This is a genomic window from Stenotrophomonas sp. 85239_Sma, from assembly GCF_056481725.1.
On sequence record NZ_CM151163.1, the window covers coordinates 653,976 to 669,445 of the forward strand.

General features: G+C 67.3%; 17 protein-coding genes and 1 riboswitch. Of the genes, 12 read left to right on the forward strand and 5 right to left on the reverse strand.

What is annotated here, in order from left to right; all coding sequences use genetic code 11:
• Nucleotides 1-25 precede the first annotated feature (25 nt).
• Nucleotides 26-1,342: an NCS2 family permease gene (locus tag ACYKG1_RS02920; RefSeq protein WP_262083098.1), complete on the reverse strand. Its 1,317-nt coding sequence runs from the start codon at nt 1,340-1,342 to the stop codon at nt 26-28.
• An 83-nt stretch (nt 1,343-1,425) separates the two neighbouring features.
• Nucleotides 1,426-3,090, reverse strand: a complete 1,665-nt coding sequence (gene ettA / locus ACYKG1_RS02925) for an energy-dependent translational throttle protein EttA (protein ID WP_005408049.1) — start codon at nt 3,088-3,090, stop codon at nt 1,426-1,428.
• Nucleotides 3,091-3,343: 253 nt separating this feature from the next.
• On the opposite strand from ettA, the gene ACYKG1_RS02930 reads away from it, so the two are divergent.
• From ACYKG1_RS02930 to ribD, 7 genes are all read left to right on the forward strand, one after another.
• Nucleotides 3,344-3,817, forward strand: a complete 474-nt coding sequence (locus tag ACYKG1_RS02930) for an RcnB family protein (protein ID WP_262226152.1) — start codon at nt 3,344-3,346, stop codon at nt 3,815-3,817.
• A gap of 187 nt (nt 3,818-4,004) precedes the next feature.
• A complete protein-coding gene (glyA, locus tag ACYKG1_RS02935) occupies nt 4,005-5,258 on the forward strand; it encodes a serine hydroxymethyltransferase (protein ID WP_010481990.1) in 1,254 nt (417 codons plus the stop codon).
• Nucleotides 5,259-5,381: 123 nt separating this feature from the next.
• Complete coding sequence (locus tag ACYKG1_RS02940; RefSeq protein WP_478471810.1) at nt 5,382-5,855, forward strand: hypothetical protein; 474 nt, start codon at nt 5,382-5,384, stop codon at nt 5,853-5,855.
• 6 nt (nt 5,856-5,861) lie between these two features.
• Nucleotides 5,862-6,281 carry a hypothetical protein gene (locus ACYKG1_RS02945; protein ID WP_478471811.1) on the forward strand — a complete coding sequence of 140 codons (420 nt, stop codon included), beginning with the start codon at nt 5,862-5,864 and terminating at the stop codon, nt 6,279-6,281.
• Between the two features lie 27 nt (nt 6,282-6,308).
• A complete protein-coding gene (locus ACYKG1_RS02950; RefSeq protein WP_478471812.1) occupies nt 6,309-6,758 on the forward strand; it encodes a hypothetical protein in 450 nt (149 codons plus the stop codon).
• 149 nt (nt 6,759-6,907) lie between these two features.
• Nucleotides 6,908-7,429: a transcriptional regulator NrdR gene (gene nrdR / locus ACYKG1_RS02955; RefSeq protein WP_087921508.1), complete on the forward strand. Its 522-nt coding sequence runs from the start codon at nt 6,908-6,910 to the stop codon at nt 7,427-7,429.
• A gap of 107 nt (nt 7,430-7,536) precedes the next feature.
• Nucleotides 7,537-8,622: a bifunctional diaminohydroxyphosphoribosylaminopyrimidine deaminase/5-amino-6-(5-phosphoribosylamino)uracil reductase RibD gene (gene ribD / locus ACYKG1_RS02960; RefSeq protein ID WP_478472691.1), complete on the forward strand. Its 1,086-nt coding sequence runs from the start codon at nt 7,537-7,539 to the stop codon at nt 8,620-8,622.
• 35 nt (nt 8,623-8,657) lie between these two features.
• On the opposite strand, the gene ACYKG1_RS02965 is transcribed toward ribD, so the two are convergent.
• The 3 genes from ACYKG1_RS02965 to ACYKG1_RS02975 form a co-directional block, all read right to left on the reverse strand.
• On the reverse strand, nt 8,658-9,092 hold the full coding sequence (locus ACYKG1_RS02965) for a hypothetical protein (protein ID WP_238381524.1): 435 nt from the start codon (nt 9,090-9,092) through the stop codon (nt 8,658-8,660).
• Nucleotides 9,093-9,187: 95 nt separating this feature from the next.
• The gene (locus tag ACYKG1_RS02970; protein WP_478471814.1) at nt 9,188-10,072 is read right to left on the reverse strand and encodes a hypothetical protein; all 885 of its coding nucleotides are present in this window, start codon (nt 10,070-10,072) and stop codon (nt 9,188-9,190) included.
• 148 nt (nt 10,073-10,220) lie between these two features.
• Nucleotides 10,221-10,841, reverse strand: a complete 621-nt coding sequence (locus tag ACYKG1_RS02975) for a hypothetical protein (RefSeq protein ID WP_313416705.1) — start codon at nt 10,839-10,841, stop codon at nt 10,221-10,223.
• Nucleotides 10,842-11,027: 186 nt separating this feature from the next.
• Nucleotides 11,028-11,173, forward strand: a riboswitch (FMN riboswitch).
• A 74-nt stretch (nt 11,174-11,247) separates the two neighbouring features.
• Between ACYKG1_RS02975 and ACYKG1_RS02980 the strand changes: the two genes are divergently transcribed.
• From ACYKG1_RS02980 to thiL, 5 genes are all read left to right on the forward strand, one after another.
• Complete coding sequence (locus ACYKG1_RS02980; RefSeq protein WP_262083104.1) at nt 11,248-11,874, forward strand: riboflavin synthase; 627 nt, start codon at nt 11,248-11,250, stop codon at nt 11,872-11,874.
• Nucleotides 11,871-12,971: a 3,4-dihydroxy-2-butanone-4-phosphate synthase gene (gene ribB, locus ACYKG1_RS02985; protein WP_262226160.1), complete on the forward strand. Its 1,101-nt coding sequence runs from the start codon at nt 11,871-11,873 to the stop codon at nt 12,969-12,971. The genes ACYKG1_RS02980 and ribB overlap by 4 nt, the downstream gene beginning before the upstream one ends.
• Nucleotides 12,972-13,131: 160 nt before the next feature.
• Nucleotides 13,132-13,599, forward strand: coding sequence for a 6,7-dimethyl-8-ribityllumazine synthase (gene ribH, locus ACYKG1_RS02990; RefSeq protein ID WP_099605826.1), 468 nt, complete (start codon nt 13,132-13,134; stop codon nt 13,597-13,599).
• The gene (gene nusB / locus ACYKG1_RS02995; protein WP_005408062.1) at nt 13,596-14,075 is read left to right on the forward strand and encodes a transcription antitermination factor NusB; all 480 of its coding nucleotides are present in this window, start codon (nt 13,596-13,598) and stop codon (nt 14,073-14,075) included. The genes ribH and nusB overlap by 4 nt, the downstream gene beginning before the upstream one ends.
• Before the next feature lie 259 nt (nt 14,076-14,334).
• A complete protein-coding gene (gene thiL / locus ACYKG1_RS03000) occupies nt 14,335-15,297 on the forward strand; it encodes a thiamine-phosphate kinase (protein WP_478471816.1) in 963 nt (320 codons plus the stop codon).
• The last annotated feature ends 173 nt before the right edge of the window (nt 15,298-15,470 follow it).

Sequence of the window (15,470 nt, forward strand, 5' to 3'; positions counted from 1 at the left end):
GCCGCCGGCCGGCACCGCCCAGCGCTTATTCCAGCGCGTAGCGCAGGGTGAACAGCACGGCCACCAGCCACACCGCTGGATGCACTTCGCGCCAGCGGCCGGTGCCGGCCTTCAGCGCCGCATACGCGATGAAGCCGAACGCCAGGCCGTTGGCGATGGAGTAGGTGAACGGCATCGCCAGCGCACACAATGCGGCCGGCACCGATTCGGTCAGGTCGCTCCAGTCCACTTCCACCAGTTCGCGCAGCATCAGCCCGGCCACGAACAGCAGGGCAGGCGCGGTGGCGTAGCTGGGCACCATCGCCGCCAATGGCGAGAACAGCAGCGCGGCCAGGAACAATGCCGATACCACCAGCGCGGTCAGGCCGGTGCGGCCGCCCACCTGCACGCCCGAGGCGCTTTCGGCAAAGGCCGTGGTGCTGCTGGTGCCGAGCATCGAACCGGCCACGATGGCGGTGCTGTCGGCCAGCAGCGCGCGGCCGAAGCGCTTCTGCGCGCCCGGCAGCTTCAGCAGGCCGGCGCGGCCGACCACGCCGTACAGGGTGCCGGTGGCATCGAACACTTCCACCAGCACGAACACCAGCACCACCTGCAGCAGTACCGCGATCGGCGCACCGCCGTCATGGTGCAGCAGGCCCGGCAGGTCCAGCTGCAGGAAGGTCGGCGCCAGGCTCGGCGGCAGCGAGACCAGGCCCTGGTACTGCACGTCGCCCAGCGCCCAGCCGGCGCCGGTCACCGCCAGGATGCCGATCAGGATCGCGCCGCGGATCCGGCGTGCTTCCAGCACCGCGATCAACAGGAAACCCGCCAGCGCCAGCAGCGGCGGCGCCGTGTTCAACGGGCCCAGCGCCACCAGCGTGTCTTCATTGCCGACGATCACGCCGGATTTCTGCAGCGCGATGATCGCCAGGAACAGGCCGATGCCGGCCACGATCGCCGAGCGCAGCGACGAAGGAATGCCCGACACCAGCCATGCGCGCACACCGGTCAGCGACAGAACAAGGAACACCAGGCCGGAGATGAACACCGCCGCCAATGCCTGCTGCCACGGCAGGCCGGCGGCACCGACCACGGTGAATGCGAAGAACGCGTTCAGGCCCATCCCCGGTGCCATGCCGACCGGGAAGTTGGCGGCCAGCGCCATCACCGCCGAACCCAGCGCGGCGGCCAGGCAGGTGGCCACGAACACCGCACCCGCATCCATGCCGGTGGTGCCGAGGATCTCGGGGTTCACGAAGACGATGTAGGACATCGTCAGGAAGGTGGTGACACCGGCCAGCAGCTCGGTGCGCACGGTGGTGCCGTGCTGCTGCAGCTGGAACAGGCGCTCGAACAGGGACATGGGGCTTCTCGCAAAGGTGTCGCCAGCAAGCAGGCGACCCACAGAAGGAGAAAGGCCGCGCGAGCGCGGCCTTTCCTGTTGCCTTACTTCAGCGCCTTGAAGCGCAGGCGCTTCGGCGCAGCGTCGTCGCCCATGCGGCGGCGCTTGTCTTCTTCGTACTCGCGGTAGTTGCCCTGGAAGAACTCCACGTGCGAGTCGCCTTCGAACGCCAGGATGTGGGTCGCGATGCGATCCAGGAACCAACGGTCATGCGAAATGACGAAGGTGTTGCCCGGGAACTCCAGCAGCGCATCTTCCAGCGCACGCAGGGTTTCGATGTCCAGGTCGTTGGACGGTTCGTCGAGCAGCAGCACGTTGCCACCCTGCAGCAGGGTCTTGGCCATGTGCAGGCGGCCACGCTCACCACCGGACAGCGAACCGACCATCTTCTGCTGGTCCTGGCCCTTGAAGTTGAAGCGGCCGATGTAGGCGCGCGACTGGATCTCGATGCCGTTGATGTTGAGGATGTCCAGGCCGCCGGCGATTTCCTGGAAGACGTTGTGGTTGCCTTCCAGCGCGTCGCGGCTCTGGTCCACGTAGGACAGCTTCACCGTCGGGCCGACCACGATCTCGCCGGTGTCCGGCTTTTCCTGGCCGGTGATCATCTTGAACAGGGTCGACTTACCGGCACCGTTCGGGCCGATGATGCCGACGATGGCGCCGGCCGGCACCAGGAAGCTCAGGTTGTCGAACAGCAGGCGATCGCCGAACTTCTTCGAGACGTTCTTGAACTCCATCACCGCATTGCCCAGGCGCTCGCCCGGCGGGATGAAGATTTCATTGGTCTCGTTGCGCTTCTGGTAATCGACCGACTGCAGCTCTTCCAGGCGGGCCAGACGGGCCTTGCCCTTGGTGCGGCCGCCCTTGGCGTTCTGGCGCGACCACTCCAGTTCCTTCTGGATCGCCTTCTGGCGAGCCTTTTCCTGGTTGTCTTCCTGCTTCAGGCGCTCATCCTTCTGGGTCAGCCAGTCGGTGTAGTTGCCCTTCCACGGAATACCGCGGCCGCGGTCCAGTTCCAGGATCCACTCGGCGGCGTTGTCCAGGAAGTAGCGATCGTGGGTGACCGCCACCACGGTGCCGGTGTAGCGCGCCAGGAACTGTTCCAGCCATTCCACCGACTCGGCGTCGAGGTGGTTGGTCGGTTCGTCGAGCAGCAGCATGTCCGGCTTCTGCAGCAGCAGGCGGCACAGCGCCACGCGGCGCTTCTCACCACCGGACAGCTTGCCGACGATGGCATCCCACGGCGGCAGGCGCAGCGCATCGGCGGCCACGTCCAGCTGGTTTTCCAGGGTATGGGCGTCGCCAGCGGCCAGGATCGCTTCCAGGCGCTCCTGTTCCTTGGCCAGCGCGTCGAAGTCGGCGCCTTCCTCGGCGTAGGCGGCGTACACCGCTTCCAGCGCGGCCTGGGCCTGCAGCACTTCGCCCACGCCTTCCTCGACCGCTTCACGCACGGTCTTGGTCGGGTCCAGTTCCGGTTCCTGCGCCAGGTAGCCGACCTTGATGCCCGGCTGCGGGCGGGCTTCGCCCTCGAAATCGGTGTCCACGCCGGCCATGATCTTCAGCACGGTGGACTTGCCGGCGCCGTTCAGGCCCAGCAGGCCGATCTTCGCGCCCGGGAAGAAGGACAGCGAGATGTCCTTGATGATCTGCCGCTTGGGCGGGACCACCTTGGACACGCGGTTCATGGTGTAGATGTATTGCGAGGACATGCGGTCTCCGTAGGCGCGGTCCTGCACCCGACCCGTCACGGGAACCTCCCGTTGCGGCAGCGGGCACAGACTGAAATGGAATACCGCCAATTATAGCCGGAACCGGTTCCGGGCCGCGCCCGGGAGGGGGCGCCGGGCTGGCCGCGGCCTGAATACCGCGTCACAGTCCTGCAGCAGGAAGCGTTTCCAGCCGGAAACGGTTCAGATCGGGTGCGCAATATGGGCTCACCACCCACCCATGCAGAGGTCTGACATGCGCATCAATCGAGTAATGGCCAGCGCCGTGGCCTCTGTACTGGCGCTCGGCGCCGTGGCCCCGGCCTTCGCCGACGACGACCACCGCCGTGGCCATGACCGCCGCGAGTGGCGCGAGGATCGCCGCGAGTGGCGCCATGACCGCCGTGACTGGGAGCGGGATCGCCGTGAAGCCCGGCGCGACTACCGCCATGACCGCCGTGAATGGCACCGCGACCATGACCGCTACTACCGCCCGGCACCGCCGCGCGTGGTCTATCGCCCGGCCTATGGGCCCGGCTATGGCTGGAAGGTCGGCCACCGCTATCGCGACTACTACCGCGGCCCGATCTATGTGGTGAACGACTACCCGCGCTACCACCTGCGTCGCCCGCCGCATGGCCATCACTGGATCCGCGACGACCGCGGCAACATGCTGCTGGTCGCCATCGCCACCGGTGTGATCGCCCAGTACGTGCTCAGCAACCGCTGAGGATCGCGGCCGGGGTCGGATCCCTTTCCAACGGAAAGGGCTCTGACCCCACACCATCAATCGAAACCATACGGGGCCGGATTCCTTCGGGATGCCGGCCCCGTCCGTTTCGGCCCCGGCAGCCCGGCGCGGGGCTACAATCGGGGGCTGAGCCGTACCCCCTTTTCCCTGCCTGCTGGAGTACCCGATGTTCCCGCGTGACGTCCGCATCGAATCCTACGATCCCGAACTGGCCAAGGCCATCGCCGCTGAGACCCAGCGCCAGGAAGACCACGTCGAGCTGATCGCCAGCGAGAACTACACCAGCCCGGCGGTGATGGAGGCCCAGGGCAGCCAGCTGACCAACAAGTACGCCGAAGGCTACCCGGGCAAGCGCTATTACGGTGGCTGCGAATACGTGGACATCGCCGAGCAGCTGGCGATCGACCGCCTCAAGCAGCTGTTCGGCGCGGACTACGCCAACGTGCAACCGCACAGCGGTTCGCAGGCCAACCAGGCCGTGTACTTCGCCCTGCTGCAGCCGGGTGACACCATCCTCGGCATGAGCCTGGCGCACGGCGGCCATCTCACCCACGGTGCCAAGGTCAATGCCTCGGGCAAGCTGTTCAACGCCGTGCAGTACGGCGTGAACGACCAGGGCCTGATCGATTACGACGAAGTCGAGCGCCTGGCCCTGGAGCACAAGCCGAAGATGGTCGTGGCTGGCTTCTCGGCTTATTCGCAGGTGATCGACTGGGCGCGCTTCCGCGCCATCGCCGACAAGGTCGGTGCCTACCTGTTCGTGGACATGGCCCACGTCGCCGGCCTGGTCGCCGCTGGCGTCTACCCGAGCCCGCTGGAGCACGCCCACGTGGTCACCTCGACCACCCACAAGACCCTGCGCGGCCCGCGCGGCGGCATCATCGTCGCCAAGGGCGCCGACGAAGACCTGGTCAAGAAGCTGCAGTCGATCGTGTTCCCGGGCATCCAGGGCGGTCCGCTGATGCACGTCATCGCCGGCAAGGCCGTGGCCTTCAAGGAAGCGCTGGAACCGGGCTTCAAGGCCTACCAGCAGCAGGTGGTGAAGAACGCCCAGGCGATGGCCAATACGCTGATCGCGCGCGGCTACAAGATCGTCTCCGGTGGCACCCAGAACCACCTGATGCTGGTCGACATGATTGGCAAGGACGTGTCCGGCAAGGACGCGGAAGCCGCGCTGGGCAAGGCCCACATCACCGTCAACAAGAACTCGGTGCCCAACGACCCGCGTTCGCCGTTCGTGACCTCGGGCCTGCGCCTGGGCACCCCGGCCGTGACCACCCGCGGTTACGTCGAACAGGACTGCGTGGATCTGGCCAACTGGATCGCGGACGTGCTCGACGCACCGAACGATGACGCCGTCATCGCCCGCGTGCGCGACGCGGTCAGCGCGCAGTGCCGCAAGTACCCGGTCTACGGCTGATCGGAGCAGGGGTCAGAGCCCTTCCCTGCGGGAAGGGATCCGACCCCGAAGCCCGGATCGAAGCAGGGGTCGGATCCCTTCCCGCAGGGAAGGGCTCTGACCCCGGTATCGGAGCAACCGCGCATGGATGAGCGCCACCTCAAGTACCTGTATGCGGCGTTGGCGGTGTTGTTCGGCCTGCCCAGCCTGTTCTTCGGCGGCGCGGGCGCCTGCATCGCCCTGGTCATGGGCGTGATCGGGCTGGTCTCCCTGGACGCGGACAAACTGTGGTTTGCCGCCGGCATGTTTGCGTGGGGCTCCTGCGCGATCGCGGGTCTGGTGGCCTGGGTTGCACTCAGCATCTTCTGGCTGCGCGATGGGGCACGCGGCCTGCGCATGGCATCACGCCGCTGGTGGTGGCTGCTGGGCATGGGCGTGCTGGCGGGCCTGCCCATGCTGGCGATGGCGCTGTACTACTTCACCGAGCTTGGCCCTTCCGTGCTCAGCGGACTGTTCGCCGGGCCGTCCCTGTTGGTGCCTGCCGGCATGCTGATGCTTCTGTGGTTGCGCGTTGAAGCCGTGGACCCGCCATCCGCGCCGGCACGGGCGTCGGAGTAACCGCGCATGGATGAGCGCCACCTCAAGTACCTGTACATCGCGCTGGCGGTGCTGTTCGGCCTGCCCAGCCTGGCGATGGGCGGCGCGGCGGCGACGATGCTGCTGCTGATGGGGCTGGGCCAGTTCGGCCATGGCACGCTGGCCTCGGTGACGGTGATGCCGCTGTGGGGCCTGGCCGGCATTGCAGGCTGCCTGGCCTGGTTGTGGCTGAGCGCGGGTTTCCTGATGCAGGGGCGCGCCGGGCTGCAAGTGCGCCCGGTCTGGTGGTGGATGCTGCTGGCGGGCGGTCTGGCCGCCTTGCCCCCGCTGGGGCTGGCGCTGTGGTGGGGCATCGCCGTGAACACCGAAGGCATCACCCTGTTGCTGCTGGGCCCGTCGATGCTGGCGCCGGCCGCGATGCTGGTGTGGATCAAACGCCGCGCATGACGTGGCCCGTGGAAGGACATCGAACGCATGGATGAGCGTCATCACAAACGCTGGATGGCCATTGCCGGCCTGCTGGTGGGCCTGCCCACCGTGGCCGCCGGAGGCACGGGGGCCGTGCTGGGGCTGATGGTCGCATGGGATGGCAAGTATCTGGCGGGCGACGAGCACACGCTGTTGCTGCTGTGGTCGTCGGCCGGACTCATCGGCCTGCTGTCCTGGTTGTGGCTGAGCGGCCTGTTCCTGTGGCGCGGCCTTGCCGGCCTGCGCCAATCGCCGGTTGTTGCCTGGGTCGGCCTGGCGCTGGGGGTGCTGGCCGCGTTGGCCGTGGTCGCCGCCACGTTGTACCTGACCTTCAAGCACGGGGAGATCTCGACATTGGGCTTCCTCGGATTTGGTCCGCCTCTGCTGGTGATGGCCGGGCACCTGGCGTGGCTGCGCTGGGCACGCGCGGCCACGCCGCCGCCCGCACCCGGTTGAGCGGGTCGTCCAGATCCCCTGGGAGGCTCTGATTGGCCGAAATGCAGGTGCTTGCGCGCAGACAGCATTTGCTGCTGCGCCCCTTCTCAGGTACCTTTGCGACGCTGCCATGACCGTGGCAATAGGTACTTCCCTGAGCCAGGCGTTCCATGCATTGCCCCTTCTGCCAACATGCCGATACCCGGGTCATCGACTCGCGCGTCTCCGAAGACGGCGCGACGATCCGCCGTCGGCGTGAGTGCGAAGCCTGCGGCGAGCGCTTCAGTACCCTGGAAACGGTGGAACTGAAGCTGCCGGCGATCATCAAGAGCGATGGCACCCGCGAGGCATTCGACCAGCGCAAGGTCCGCGCCGGCTTCGACCGCGCGCTGCAGAAGCGTGCGGTGGCCGAAGACAAGATCGAAGCAGCGGTGCGTGCAGTGGTTCACCAGCTGCGCATCAGCGGTGAGCGCGAAGTGCCCTCGATCAAGGTCGGCGAGTTCGTCATGAACGAACTGCGCAAGCTCGATCATGTTGGCTATGTGCGCTTCGCGTCGGTCTACCGCAGCTTCGAGGACGTGGCCGATTTCCGCGAGGAGATCGAGAAGCTCGAGCGCGACCTGCCGTCCAGTACCGAGCAGCTGCAGTTGCTGGGCGATGTCATCGCCCTGACCAAGAAGAAGAAGGGCTGACCGCCCCAGCCTTGGTTGGCACCGATGCCGCCGCATCCACTGGTGGGTGCCAACCGTTGGTTGGCACCGATGGCATGGATCAACACCAACGGCGCTACCATGGCCGCATGACCACCCCGTTCTCCGTCCTCGACCACCTGCACATGGCCAACGCACTGCGCCTGGCCGAGCGTGCCGCCTACACCACCCGCCCCAACCCGATGGTGGGCTGCGTCATCGCCCACGGCGAACGCGTGGTTGGGCAGGGTTGGCACCAGCGCGCTGGCGGTCCGCACGCCGAAGTGTTCGCGCTGCGCGAGGCCGGCAGCGAAGCACGCGGTGCCACCGCCTACGTCACCCTGGAACCCTGTGCGCACTATGGGCGCACGCCGCCGTGCGCGCTGGCCTTGATCGAAGCAGGTGTGTCGCGCGTGGTCGCGGCGATGCGCGATCCGTTCCCGAAGGTCGATGGCGGTGGCTTCGATCTGCTGCGGAATGCCGGCATCGAAGTTGCCGAAGGGCTGATGGCGGCGCAGGCGCGCGAGCTCAACAAGGGCTTCCTGTCGCGCGTGGAGCGCAACCGGCCGTGGTTGCGGGTGAAGCTGGCCGCCAGCCTCGATGGCCGTACCGCGATGGCCGATGGCAGCTCCAAGTGGATCACCGGGCCTGCCGCGCGCGAAGACGTGCAGCACTGGCGCGCGCGCGCAGGTGCGATCCTGACCGGCGCCGAGACCGTGCTGGCCGACGATCCGATGCTGACCGTACGCCTGGCCGACACCGAAGTGATGCCGCCGCTGCGCGTGGTGCTCGATTCGCGCCTGCGCTCGCTCGAATGCAGCCGCGTGCGCGAGGGCGGGGCACCGACGCTGTACCTGCACGATGCAGCCGTGAGCGCACCGGATGCGGCCGACGCCGAATTCGCCAGCGCGCCCTGCGTTGATGGGCGGCTGGACCTGGGCGCCGTACTGGCGCTGCTGGCCGAGCGCGGCATCAACGAGGTGCATACCGAAGCCGGCGCGACCCTCGCCGGCGCGCTGCTGCGTGCGGGCTGGGTGGACGAACTGCTGCTCTACCAGGCGCCCACGCTGCTGGGCGACAACGGCCGCCCGCTGCTGGCCGGCCTCGGCATTGATGCGATGGACCAGCAGCGTCGCCTGCGCGTGGTTGACCAGCGCCAGGTGGGCGAGGACATCAGGCTGCTGCTGCGCCCGTGAGGGAATGACGCAGAACAGGGGCGATGCCCTTGTGGTCAGGCATCCTCGTCGTCTTCTTCGCCGACCGGGCACTGGCCCTTCCACTGCTGCTTCCACAGCGCATGCAGGTTGCGGCAGTACGCGCCCAGTGCCTCGCCCGGCAGTTTCTTCGCCTTCAATCGCAACTGGTGACGGGTAAAACCGTCGTCGTACTCATGGGGCAATACCAGCACGGCGCACTGATCGTGATACATCAGGAACGCGTGGCAGTCGTCGTCTTCGCTCATCCACGCATCCAGCTGCCTGTCGCTCAGCAGGGTTGATTCGAAGGCAACCGATGGGATGACCGAGAAGGTCGTGATCCTGGACTTGGGTACTTTGGCTTGCCCGCACGCCGTCAGCGCCAGCAGCGCCATCAGCATGACCGTGGTCGACGTCGTACGATGTTTCATGCGGCTGCCCCGGTGGAAGAGGGCAACAGCATTGACCATGCAGGCCGCGCAGGGCCATGCAACGGTTCTGAAAGTGCGGATGCAGTCGTCATCCGCGACCACGAGCCGAGCGTGGGCTCGGCTCTACACGTGCCTCACGCGCACTCGTCGGTCCACATCATCTCGGCCATCGGGCGCAGCGCCTTGCATTCCTGCGTCATCTCATCGGCAGACTGCACCTGGGCCTTGGCCTTCAGTTCCTCGGCCATCGCATCCACGCCGCTGAGCTGGTCCGGCGCGATCTTCGCCACGCAGGCGCGATGCTGCTGCAGCAGCAGGTCACAGCCCGGCACGCCGGTCACCTTCGGTGCGCTGGCCGCCTGCGCGTCCTGCATCCAGTCCTCGAACGGAGCCAGCGCGCCGGTCACGGTGCCCACCAGGTCGTCGAAGTTGCCGCTGTACCAGTAGCCGTTGTCCTTGGCCGGGTACAGGGTGAAGGTGCCGCTGACCGGCACGCGCGCACCGCTCTGCAGCGCCTGGGTGTAGGCTTCGGTGAACTGCTTGCGCGAGGCCGGGCTGGCGTCGGCTGCAAGGCTGGCGGCGAACAGCGGGCGCACCTTGCCCAGGTCGGGCACCTGGCAGCTGAAGGTGATGCGCGCCAGCTTCTGGTCTTCCACGTACTCGTTGTCTTCAATCACGCTCTTGCTGGCGCGGCACTTCGAATCACGCAGCGCCTTGGCATACAGCGCTTCGGTGGCGGCGGCATCGACCTTGGTGCCGGTACTGGCCAGCACGGTCTGCCACGGTTCGGCCAGCGCCTTGGCCAGCGCACCCGGGTTCGGGGTCACGGCGTCCTGGCCTTCGAACGCTGGCTTCAGCGCATCGTTGAGCGTGCGGGTCGCAGCGGCGTCATCTTCCAGCAGCACGCGTGCGTACAGGTCGAAGGCCTGTTCGGGCGTCAGCGTGGCCGGCGCGGCGCCAGCCAGCAGCGGGGCAGCCAGCAGGGCGTTGGCCAGCAAGGTACGCAAGGGGGTCTTCATGACGGTGTTTCCTGTTCCAGAGGCGCGCAAGCCTAGCGCATCTGCGTGGATTTTCGATGGCGCGATGGGGTCACGTGGCAGTGCGCGCGGGCCAAAAAAAACGGGCCCCTTGCAGGGCCCGTTCGATCGCACGACGAGGATCGGGCAATCAGAAGCTGGCGCGGACGCCGACCGAGTACTGGGTGACGTCGCGGTAGCCGGCGATTTCGCCCACCACACCCCAGGTCTTGGTGAAGTTGATCTGGCCGCCGACGGTGCCGACCCAGGTGCCCTTGTAGTTGTTGCCGCCATCCATGTAACCGGCCTTGGCCCAGGCTTCGGTCATGCGCGACGGCTTGCCGCGGATACCCATGGTGACGCGGCCCAGGTTGGTGTGGTCCTTGCCGTGGTAACGCACGCCGTCATAGCGCAGGGTCGATTCGGCGTTCTGGCGCACCCAGGCGGCATCGGCGGTGAAGTCGACGCGGTCGGTCCACGGCATGTGGTAGCCGATACCCAGCTCCGGCTGGTTCAGTTCCAGCTTCAGCGAGTCTTCGCCGTAGTGGCGGGTCTTGCTGGTGCGCGACCAGCCACCGAACACGTAGACCTGCTCGGCCAGCGCGACCGAGCCACGCAGGTAGCCACCGTCGACCTTCGGGTCGTCCAGTGCGTTGTCGTCAACCTGGACCTGCGTCCAGCCGCCTTCCACGTAGGTGTAGCTCAGGGCGTCGGCCGAAGCCGAGAACGGGGCGGCGGCCAGCAGGGCAGCCACGATCAGGATCTTGCGCATGGGAATTCCTGTGAATTTCAGTCCATTGGCGGGCCTGCCCTCGCGGCTGCCCGTGGCGACCTCATGTCGTCCGCTGCGGATTTTAATGAAAGTTTTACAAAATGCGAGCGACGGACGTCACAGCTGTGGCATCCGACCCCGTTCAGCACGGGCTGGTACACTAGCCGCGCCGGTTCGCCGGTACACAAACGTCTTCAGGGCGGGGTGCAATTCCCCACCGGCGGTAGGTGCGCAAGCACGAGCCCGCGAGCGCCCCGGCCCACGGCCGGGGGTCAGCAGATCCGGTCCAATGCCGGAGCCGACGGTCATAGTCCGGATGAAAGAAGACGGTGCCACAGGGCTCATGCCCTGCGTGCGCCTGTTTGCCTTGCGGCGTTTTTCGCTCACATTCCGCGGAGAACGTTACTTGTTTACTGGAATCATCGAAGGCGTCGGCCGTCTGGCCGCACGCGAATCCATTGGCGGCGATGTCCGCTTCACCTTCAATGTCGGGAATCTGCCGTTCGACAACGTGCAGATGGGCGAGAGCATTGCCATCAACGGCGTCTGCCTCACCGTCATCGCATTCGACGCCAGCAGCTTCCAGGCCGATGCCTCCACCGAGACCCTCGGCCTGACCACGCTGGGCCAGCTGGGCGAGGGGGCGGTCATCAACCTGGAGCGCGCCATGCGCCCGACCGACCGCCTCGGCGGCCATCTGGTCAGCGGCCACGTCGACGGCCTCGGCCAGGTGCTGTCCATCCACGAAGACGCGCGTGCCCAGCGCTGGCGCTTCGCCGCGCCGGCTTCGCTGCGCCGCTACATCGCCAAGAAGGGCTCGATCTGCGTGGACGGCGTCAGCCTCACCGTCAACGAAGTGGACGACGAAGGCTTTGAAGTCGCCCTGATCCCGCACACCGTGGCCAACACCGCCTTCTCCGCCGCAGGCGTGGGCAGCGCGGTCAATCTTGAAATCGATCTGGTCGCCCGTTACGTCGAGCGATTGATGGGTGTGCCGACCAACGGTCAGCACCCGCATGGAGATGCAGCATGAATTTCGCCCCGATTCCGGAAATCCTGGAAGACATCCGCCTGGGCCGCATGGTGGTCATCGTCGATGACGAAGACCGCGAGAACGAAGGCGACCTGATCATGGCCGCCGAACTGGTCAAGCCGTCGGACATCAACTTCATGGTCACCCACGGCCGTGGCCTGGTGTGCCTGCCGCTGACCCGCACCCGCGCTGCCGACCTCGGCCTGGCGCCGATGGTGCAGGCCAATACCGCGCAGTTCCAGACCAACTTCACGGTCAGCATCGAGGCCGCCGAGGGCGTTACCACCGGCATCTCGGCGCATGACCGCGCCCACACCATCCGCACTGCGGTGAAGCCCAACGCCAAGCCGTCGGACCTGCACCAGCCGGGCCACATCTTCCCGCTGATCGCCCAGCCGGGCGGCGTGCTGACCCGCGCCGGCCACACCGAAGCCGGCGTGGACCTGGCCATGCTGGCCGGGCTGGAACCGGCCGGCGTGCTGGTGGAGATCCTGAACCCGGACGGCAGCATGGCGCGCCGTCCGGAACTGGAAGTGTTCGCCCGCGAGCACGGCCTGAAGATGGGCTCCATCGCCGACCTGATCGCCTACCGCCTGGCCACCGAGAAGACCGTCGAGCGCGTGGACGAGCGCGAGATCGAGACCGAATTCGGCCCGTTCAAGTTGGTGACCTACCGCGACCGCATCGCCCACGACCTGCACTTCGCGCTGGTCCGTGGCAACCCGGATGCCGAAACGCCGACCCTGGTGCGCGTGCAGGTGGAAAACCCGCTGGCCGACCTGCTGCACTGGCGCCGCGATGATTTCGGCGTGGCCGCCACCGACGCCCTGCGCGCGATCGATGCTGAGGGCGCGGGCGTGATGGTGGTGCTGTCGGCCCCGCGCGATGGCGAAGCCCTGCTGGCCCGCCTGCGCCAGCAGCCGGCGCCGGTGGTGCCGGGCAAGGACAAGGACGTGGGCCAGTGGCGCCGCAACGGTGCCGGCGCGCAGATCCTGTCCGACCTGGGCCTGGGCAAGCTGCGGGTGCTGGGCACCCCGCGCCGCCAGATCGGCCTGGCCGGGTACGGCCTGGAAGTGGTGGAGACGGTCACCCTGTAATGGGGATTGCCGGCCAGCGGCCGGCACTACCGGTGGGTGCCGACCCCATGCCACCGGTGGGTGCCGACCGTTGGTCGGCACACCCCGCAGGCCCCCGCCAGCCACGGCCGGGGCCCATCCACGCTAGAATTACCCCCTTATCGAGTCCCCCAAGCCGCATATGAGCCACTTCGAAGGCGATCTTCGCACTCCCGAATCGGCGCGCTTCGCCATCCTGGCCAGCCGCTGGAACGCCCGCATCACCGACGCGCTGGTCGCAGGCGCCCGCCTGAGCCTGGCCGGCAACGGCATCACCGAAGCCAACATCGACGTGATCCGCGTGCCGGGAGCCTGGGAACTGCCGCTGGTGGCCGCGCGCCTGGCCGCCGCCCATGAACACGCCGCCATCCTCACCCTGGGCTGCGTGATCCGTGGCGATACCCGCCACTACGAACACGTGGCCGACCGCTGCGCCGAAGGCCTGATGCGCGTGCAGCTGGATTTCGGCGTGCCGGTGCTGAACGGCGTGCTGGCGGTGGAACGCGTTGAAGACGCCGAGGCCCGCGCAGGCGGCAGCCACGGCAACAAGGGCGAGGAAGTCGCACTCGCCGCATTGGAAATGGTCAATCTTCTGGAGCAGCTGCCATGAACAAGAACACCCAGGGCAAGCCCTCCGGTAAACCCGTCCGCCGCGATGGCGTCGACCCGGTGCTGCGCTCGCGCGCCCGCCGTCGTGCCGTGCAGGCCATCTATGCCTGGCAGATTTCCGGCGGCAACGCCCAGTCGCTGATCGCCCAGTTCGCCCACGAGCAGGCCCGCGAAATCGCCGACCTGGCGTACTTCGAAGCACTGCTGCACGGCGTGCTCGACAACCGCCGCGACATCGACGAAGCGCTCGGCCCGTACCTGGACCGTGGCATCGAGGAAGTGGACGCGATCGAACGCGCGGTGCTGCGCCTGGCCGCTTACGAACTGCGCTACCGCCTGGACGTGCCGTACCGCGTGGTGATCAACGAAGCCATCGAATCGGCCAAGCGCTTCGGTTCCGAACATGGCCACACCTACGTCAACGGCGTGCTGGATCGTGCCGCCGTGGAATGGCGCAAGGTCGAATCGGGTCACTGACCCGGTTTCTGCTTCTGGTGGATGCCAACCTTGGTTGGCATGGCTGGGAACCTGTTCCGGACTCCGAACGGCGTGGAAACCTGCCTTGGTAGAGTCGACTGTTAGTCGACTGCTTTTTGAACGGCGGTCATGATGTTGGACGCGAGAGCAGTCGACTAACAGTCGACTCTACCCGGTCGGTTCCGCCCCACCGGTTCCACCTCGTCGGCATCATCCGCCCGCGCCCGTCGCCCATCCATGCACCCCGCCGGAACGCCCCATGTCCCTGGCCGAATTCGCCCTCATCGACCGCATCCGCGCCCGCACCCTCGAGCGCGACGACATCCTGCTCGGCATCGGCGATGACGCCGCGCTGCTGCAGCCGCGTGCCAACGAACAACTGGTGGTCACCGCCGACACGCTCAACAGCGGCATCCACTTCCCGGTGGAAACACCGGCCTTCGACATCGGCTGGAAGACCCTGGCGGTCAACCTCTCCGATCTGGCGGCGATGGGCGCGCGCCCGGCGTGGTGCACGCTGGCACTGTCATTGCCGGAGGCCTCTGAAGACTGGATCGAGGCCTTCGCCGATGGCTTCTTTGCCTTGGCCGACCAGCACGACATCGCGCTGATCGGTGGCGACACCACGCGTGGCCCGCTGTCGCTGTCGGTGACCGCGATGGGCCAGGTCGGGCGCGGCCAGGCCCTGCGCCGCGACCGCGCACAGGCAGGCGATGACATCTGGGTGAGCGGCACGCTCGGCGATGCCGCCGGTGCGCTGCGCCTGTGGCAGCAGGGGGCGCTGAGCGTAACCACCGCCACGCTGCTGGCCGACTACGAAGGCCTGCGCCTGCGCCTGCTGCGGCCGACGCCGCGCGTGACCCTGGGCCTGCGCCTGCGTGCCTTCGCGCATGCCGCGGTGGATGTGTCCGACGGCCTGCTGGCTGATCTGGGCCACATCGCCACGCGCAGCAGCGTAGCCGCGCATGTGGATGCCGATTCCCTGCCGATCTCGCACGCGCTGCGCGAGCTGCTCGGCCGCGACGGTGCGCGTGACTGCGCATTGCGCGGTGGCGACGACTACGAGCTGTGCTTCACCGCTGCCGCCGACCAGCGCGATGCGCTGCATTACCTGGCCGAATCGCTGGATGTGCCGCTCACCCGCATCGGCCGCATCGCCGAAGGGCAGGGCGTGCACGTGGACGGCGAAGCCGCCGACGGCGGCTACCAGCACTTCGCATAGCAGCAGCGGTACTGCTCTGGTGAGTTGGCACGAATGTGTCGACCAAGGCCGACACCTACCGAACCGGGAGCACCTCGGCGTTGCTCTGGTAGGTGCCAACCTTGGTTGGCACGAATGTGTCAGCCGCCCGTGGCAACACTGTGTCGACCAAGGTCGACACCTACCGAACCGGG

Coding starts and splice junctions, on each gene's coding strand:
- ribD (WP_478472691.1), top strand. CDS start 7,537: ATGACCACCCCGTTCTCCGTCCTCGACCACCTGCACATGGCCAACGCA.
- ACYKG1_RS02975 (WP_313416705.1), bottom strand. CDS start 10,841: ATGCGCAAGATCCTGATCGTGGCTGCCCTGCTGGCCGCCGCCCCGTTC.
- ACYKG1_RS02965 (WP_238381524.1), bottom strand. CDS start 9,092: ATGGTCAATGCTGTTGCCCTCTTCCACCGGGGCAGCCGCATGAAACAT.
- ACYKG1_RS02940 (WP_478471810.1), top strand. CDS start 5,382: ATGGATGAGCGCCACCTCAAGTACCTGTATGCGGCGTTGGCGGTGTTG.
- ACYKG1_RS02920 (WP_262083098.1), bottom strand. CDS start 1,342: ATGTCCCTGTTCGAGCGCCTGTTCCAGCTGCAGCAGCACGGCACCACC.
- nusB (WP_005408062.1), top strand. CDS start 13,596: ATGAACAAGAACACCCAGGGCAAGCCCTCCGGTAAACCCGTCCGCCGC.
- ettA (WP_005408049.1), bottom strand. CDS start 3,090: ATGTCCTCGCAATACATCTACACCATGAACCGCGTGTCCAAGGTGGTC.
- ribH (WP_099605826.1), top strand. CDS start 13,132: ATGAGCCACTTCGAAGGCGATCTTCGCACTCCCGAATCGGCGCGCTTC.
- ACYKG1_RS02945 (WP_478471811.1), top strand. CDS start 5,862: ATGGATGAGCGCCACCTCAAGTACCTGTACATCGCGCTGGCGGTGCTG.
- ACYKG1_RS02970 (WP_478471814.1), bottom strand. CDS start 10,072: ATGAAGACCCCCTTGCGTACCTTGCTGGCCAACGCCCTGCTGGCTGCC.
- ACYKG1_RS02930 (WP_262226152.1), top strand. CDS start 3,344: ATGCGCATCAATCGAGTAATGGCCAGCGCCGTGGCCTCTGTACTGGCG.
- thiL (WP_478471816.1), top strand. CDS start 14,335: ATGTCCCTGGCCGAATTCGCCCTCATCGACCGCATCCGCGCCCGCACC.
- ACYKG1_RS02950 (WP_478471812.1), top strand. CDS start 6,309: ATGGATGAGCGTCATCACAAACGCTGGATGGCCATTGCCGGCCTGCTG.
- glyA (WP_010481990.1), top strand. CDS start 4,005: ATGTTCCCGCGTGACGTCCGCATCGAATCCTACGATCCCGAACTGGCC.
- nrdR (WP_087921508.1), top strand. CDS start 6,908: ATGCATTGCCCCTTCTGCCAACATGCCGATACCCGGGTCATCGACTCG.
- ribB (WP_262226160.1), top strand. CDS start 11,871: ATGAATTTCGCCCCGATTCCGGAAATCCTGGAAGACATCCGCCTGGGC.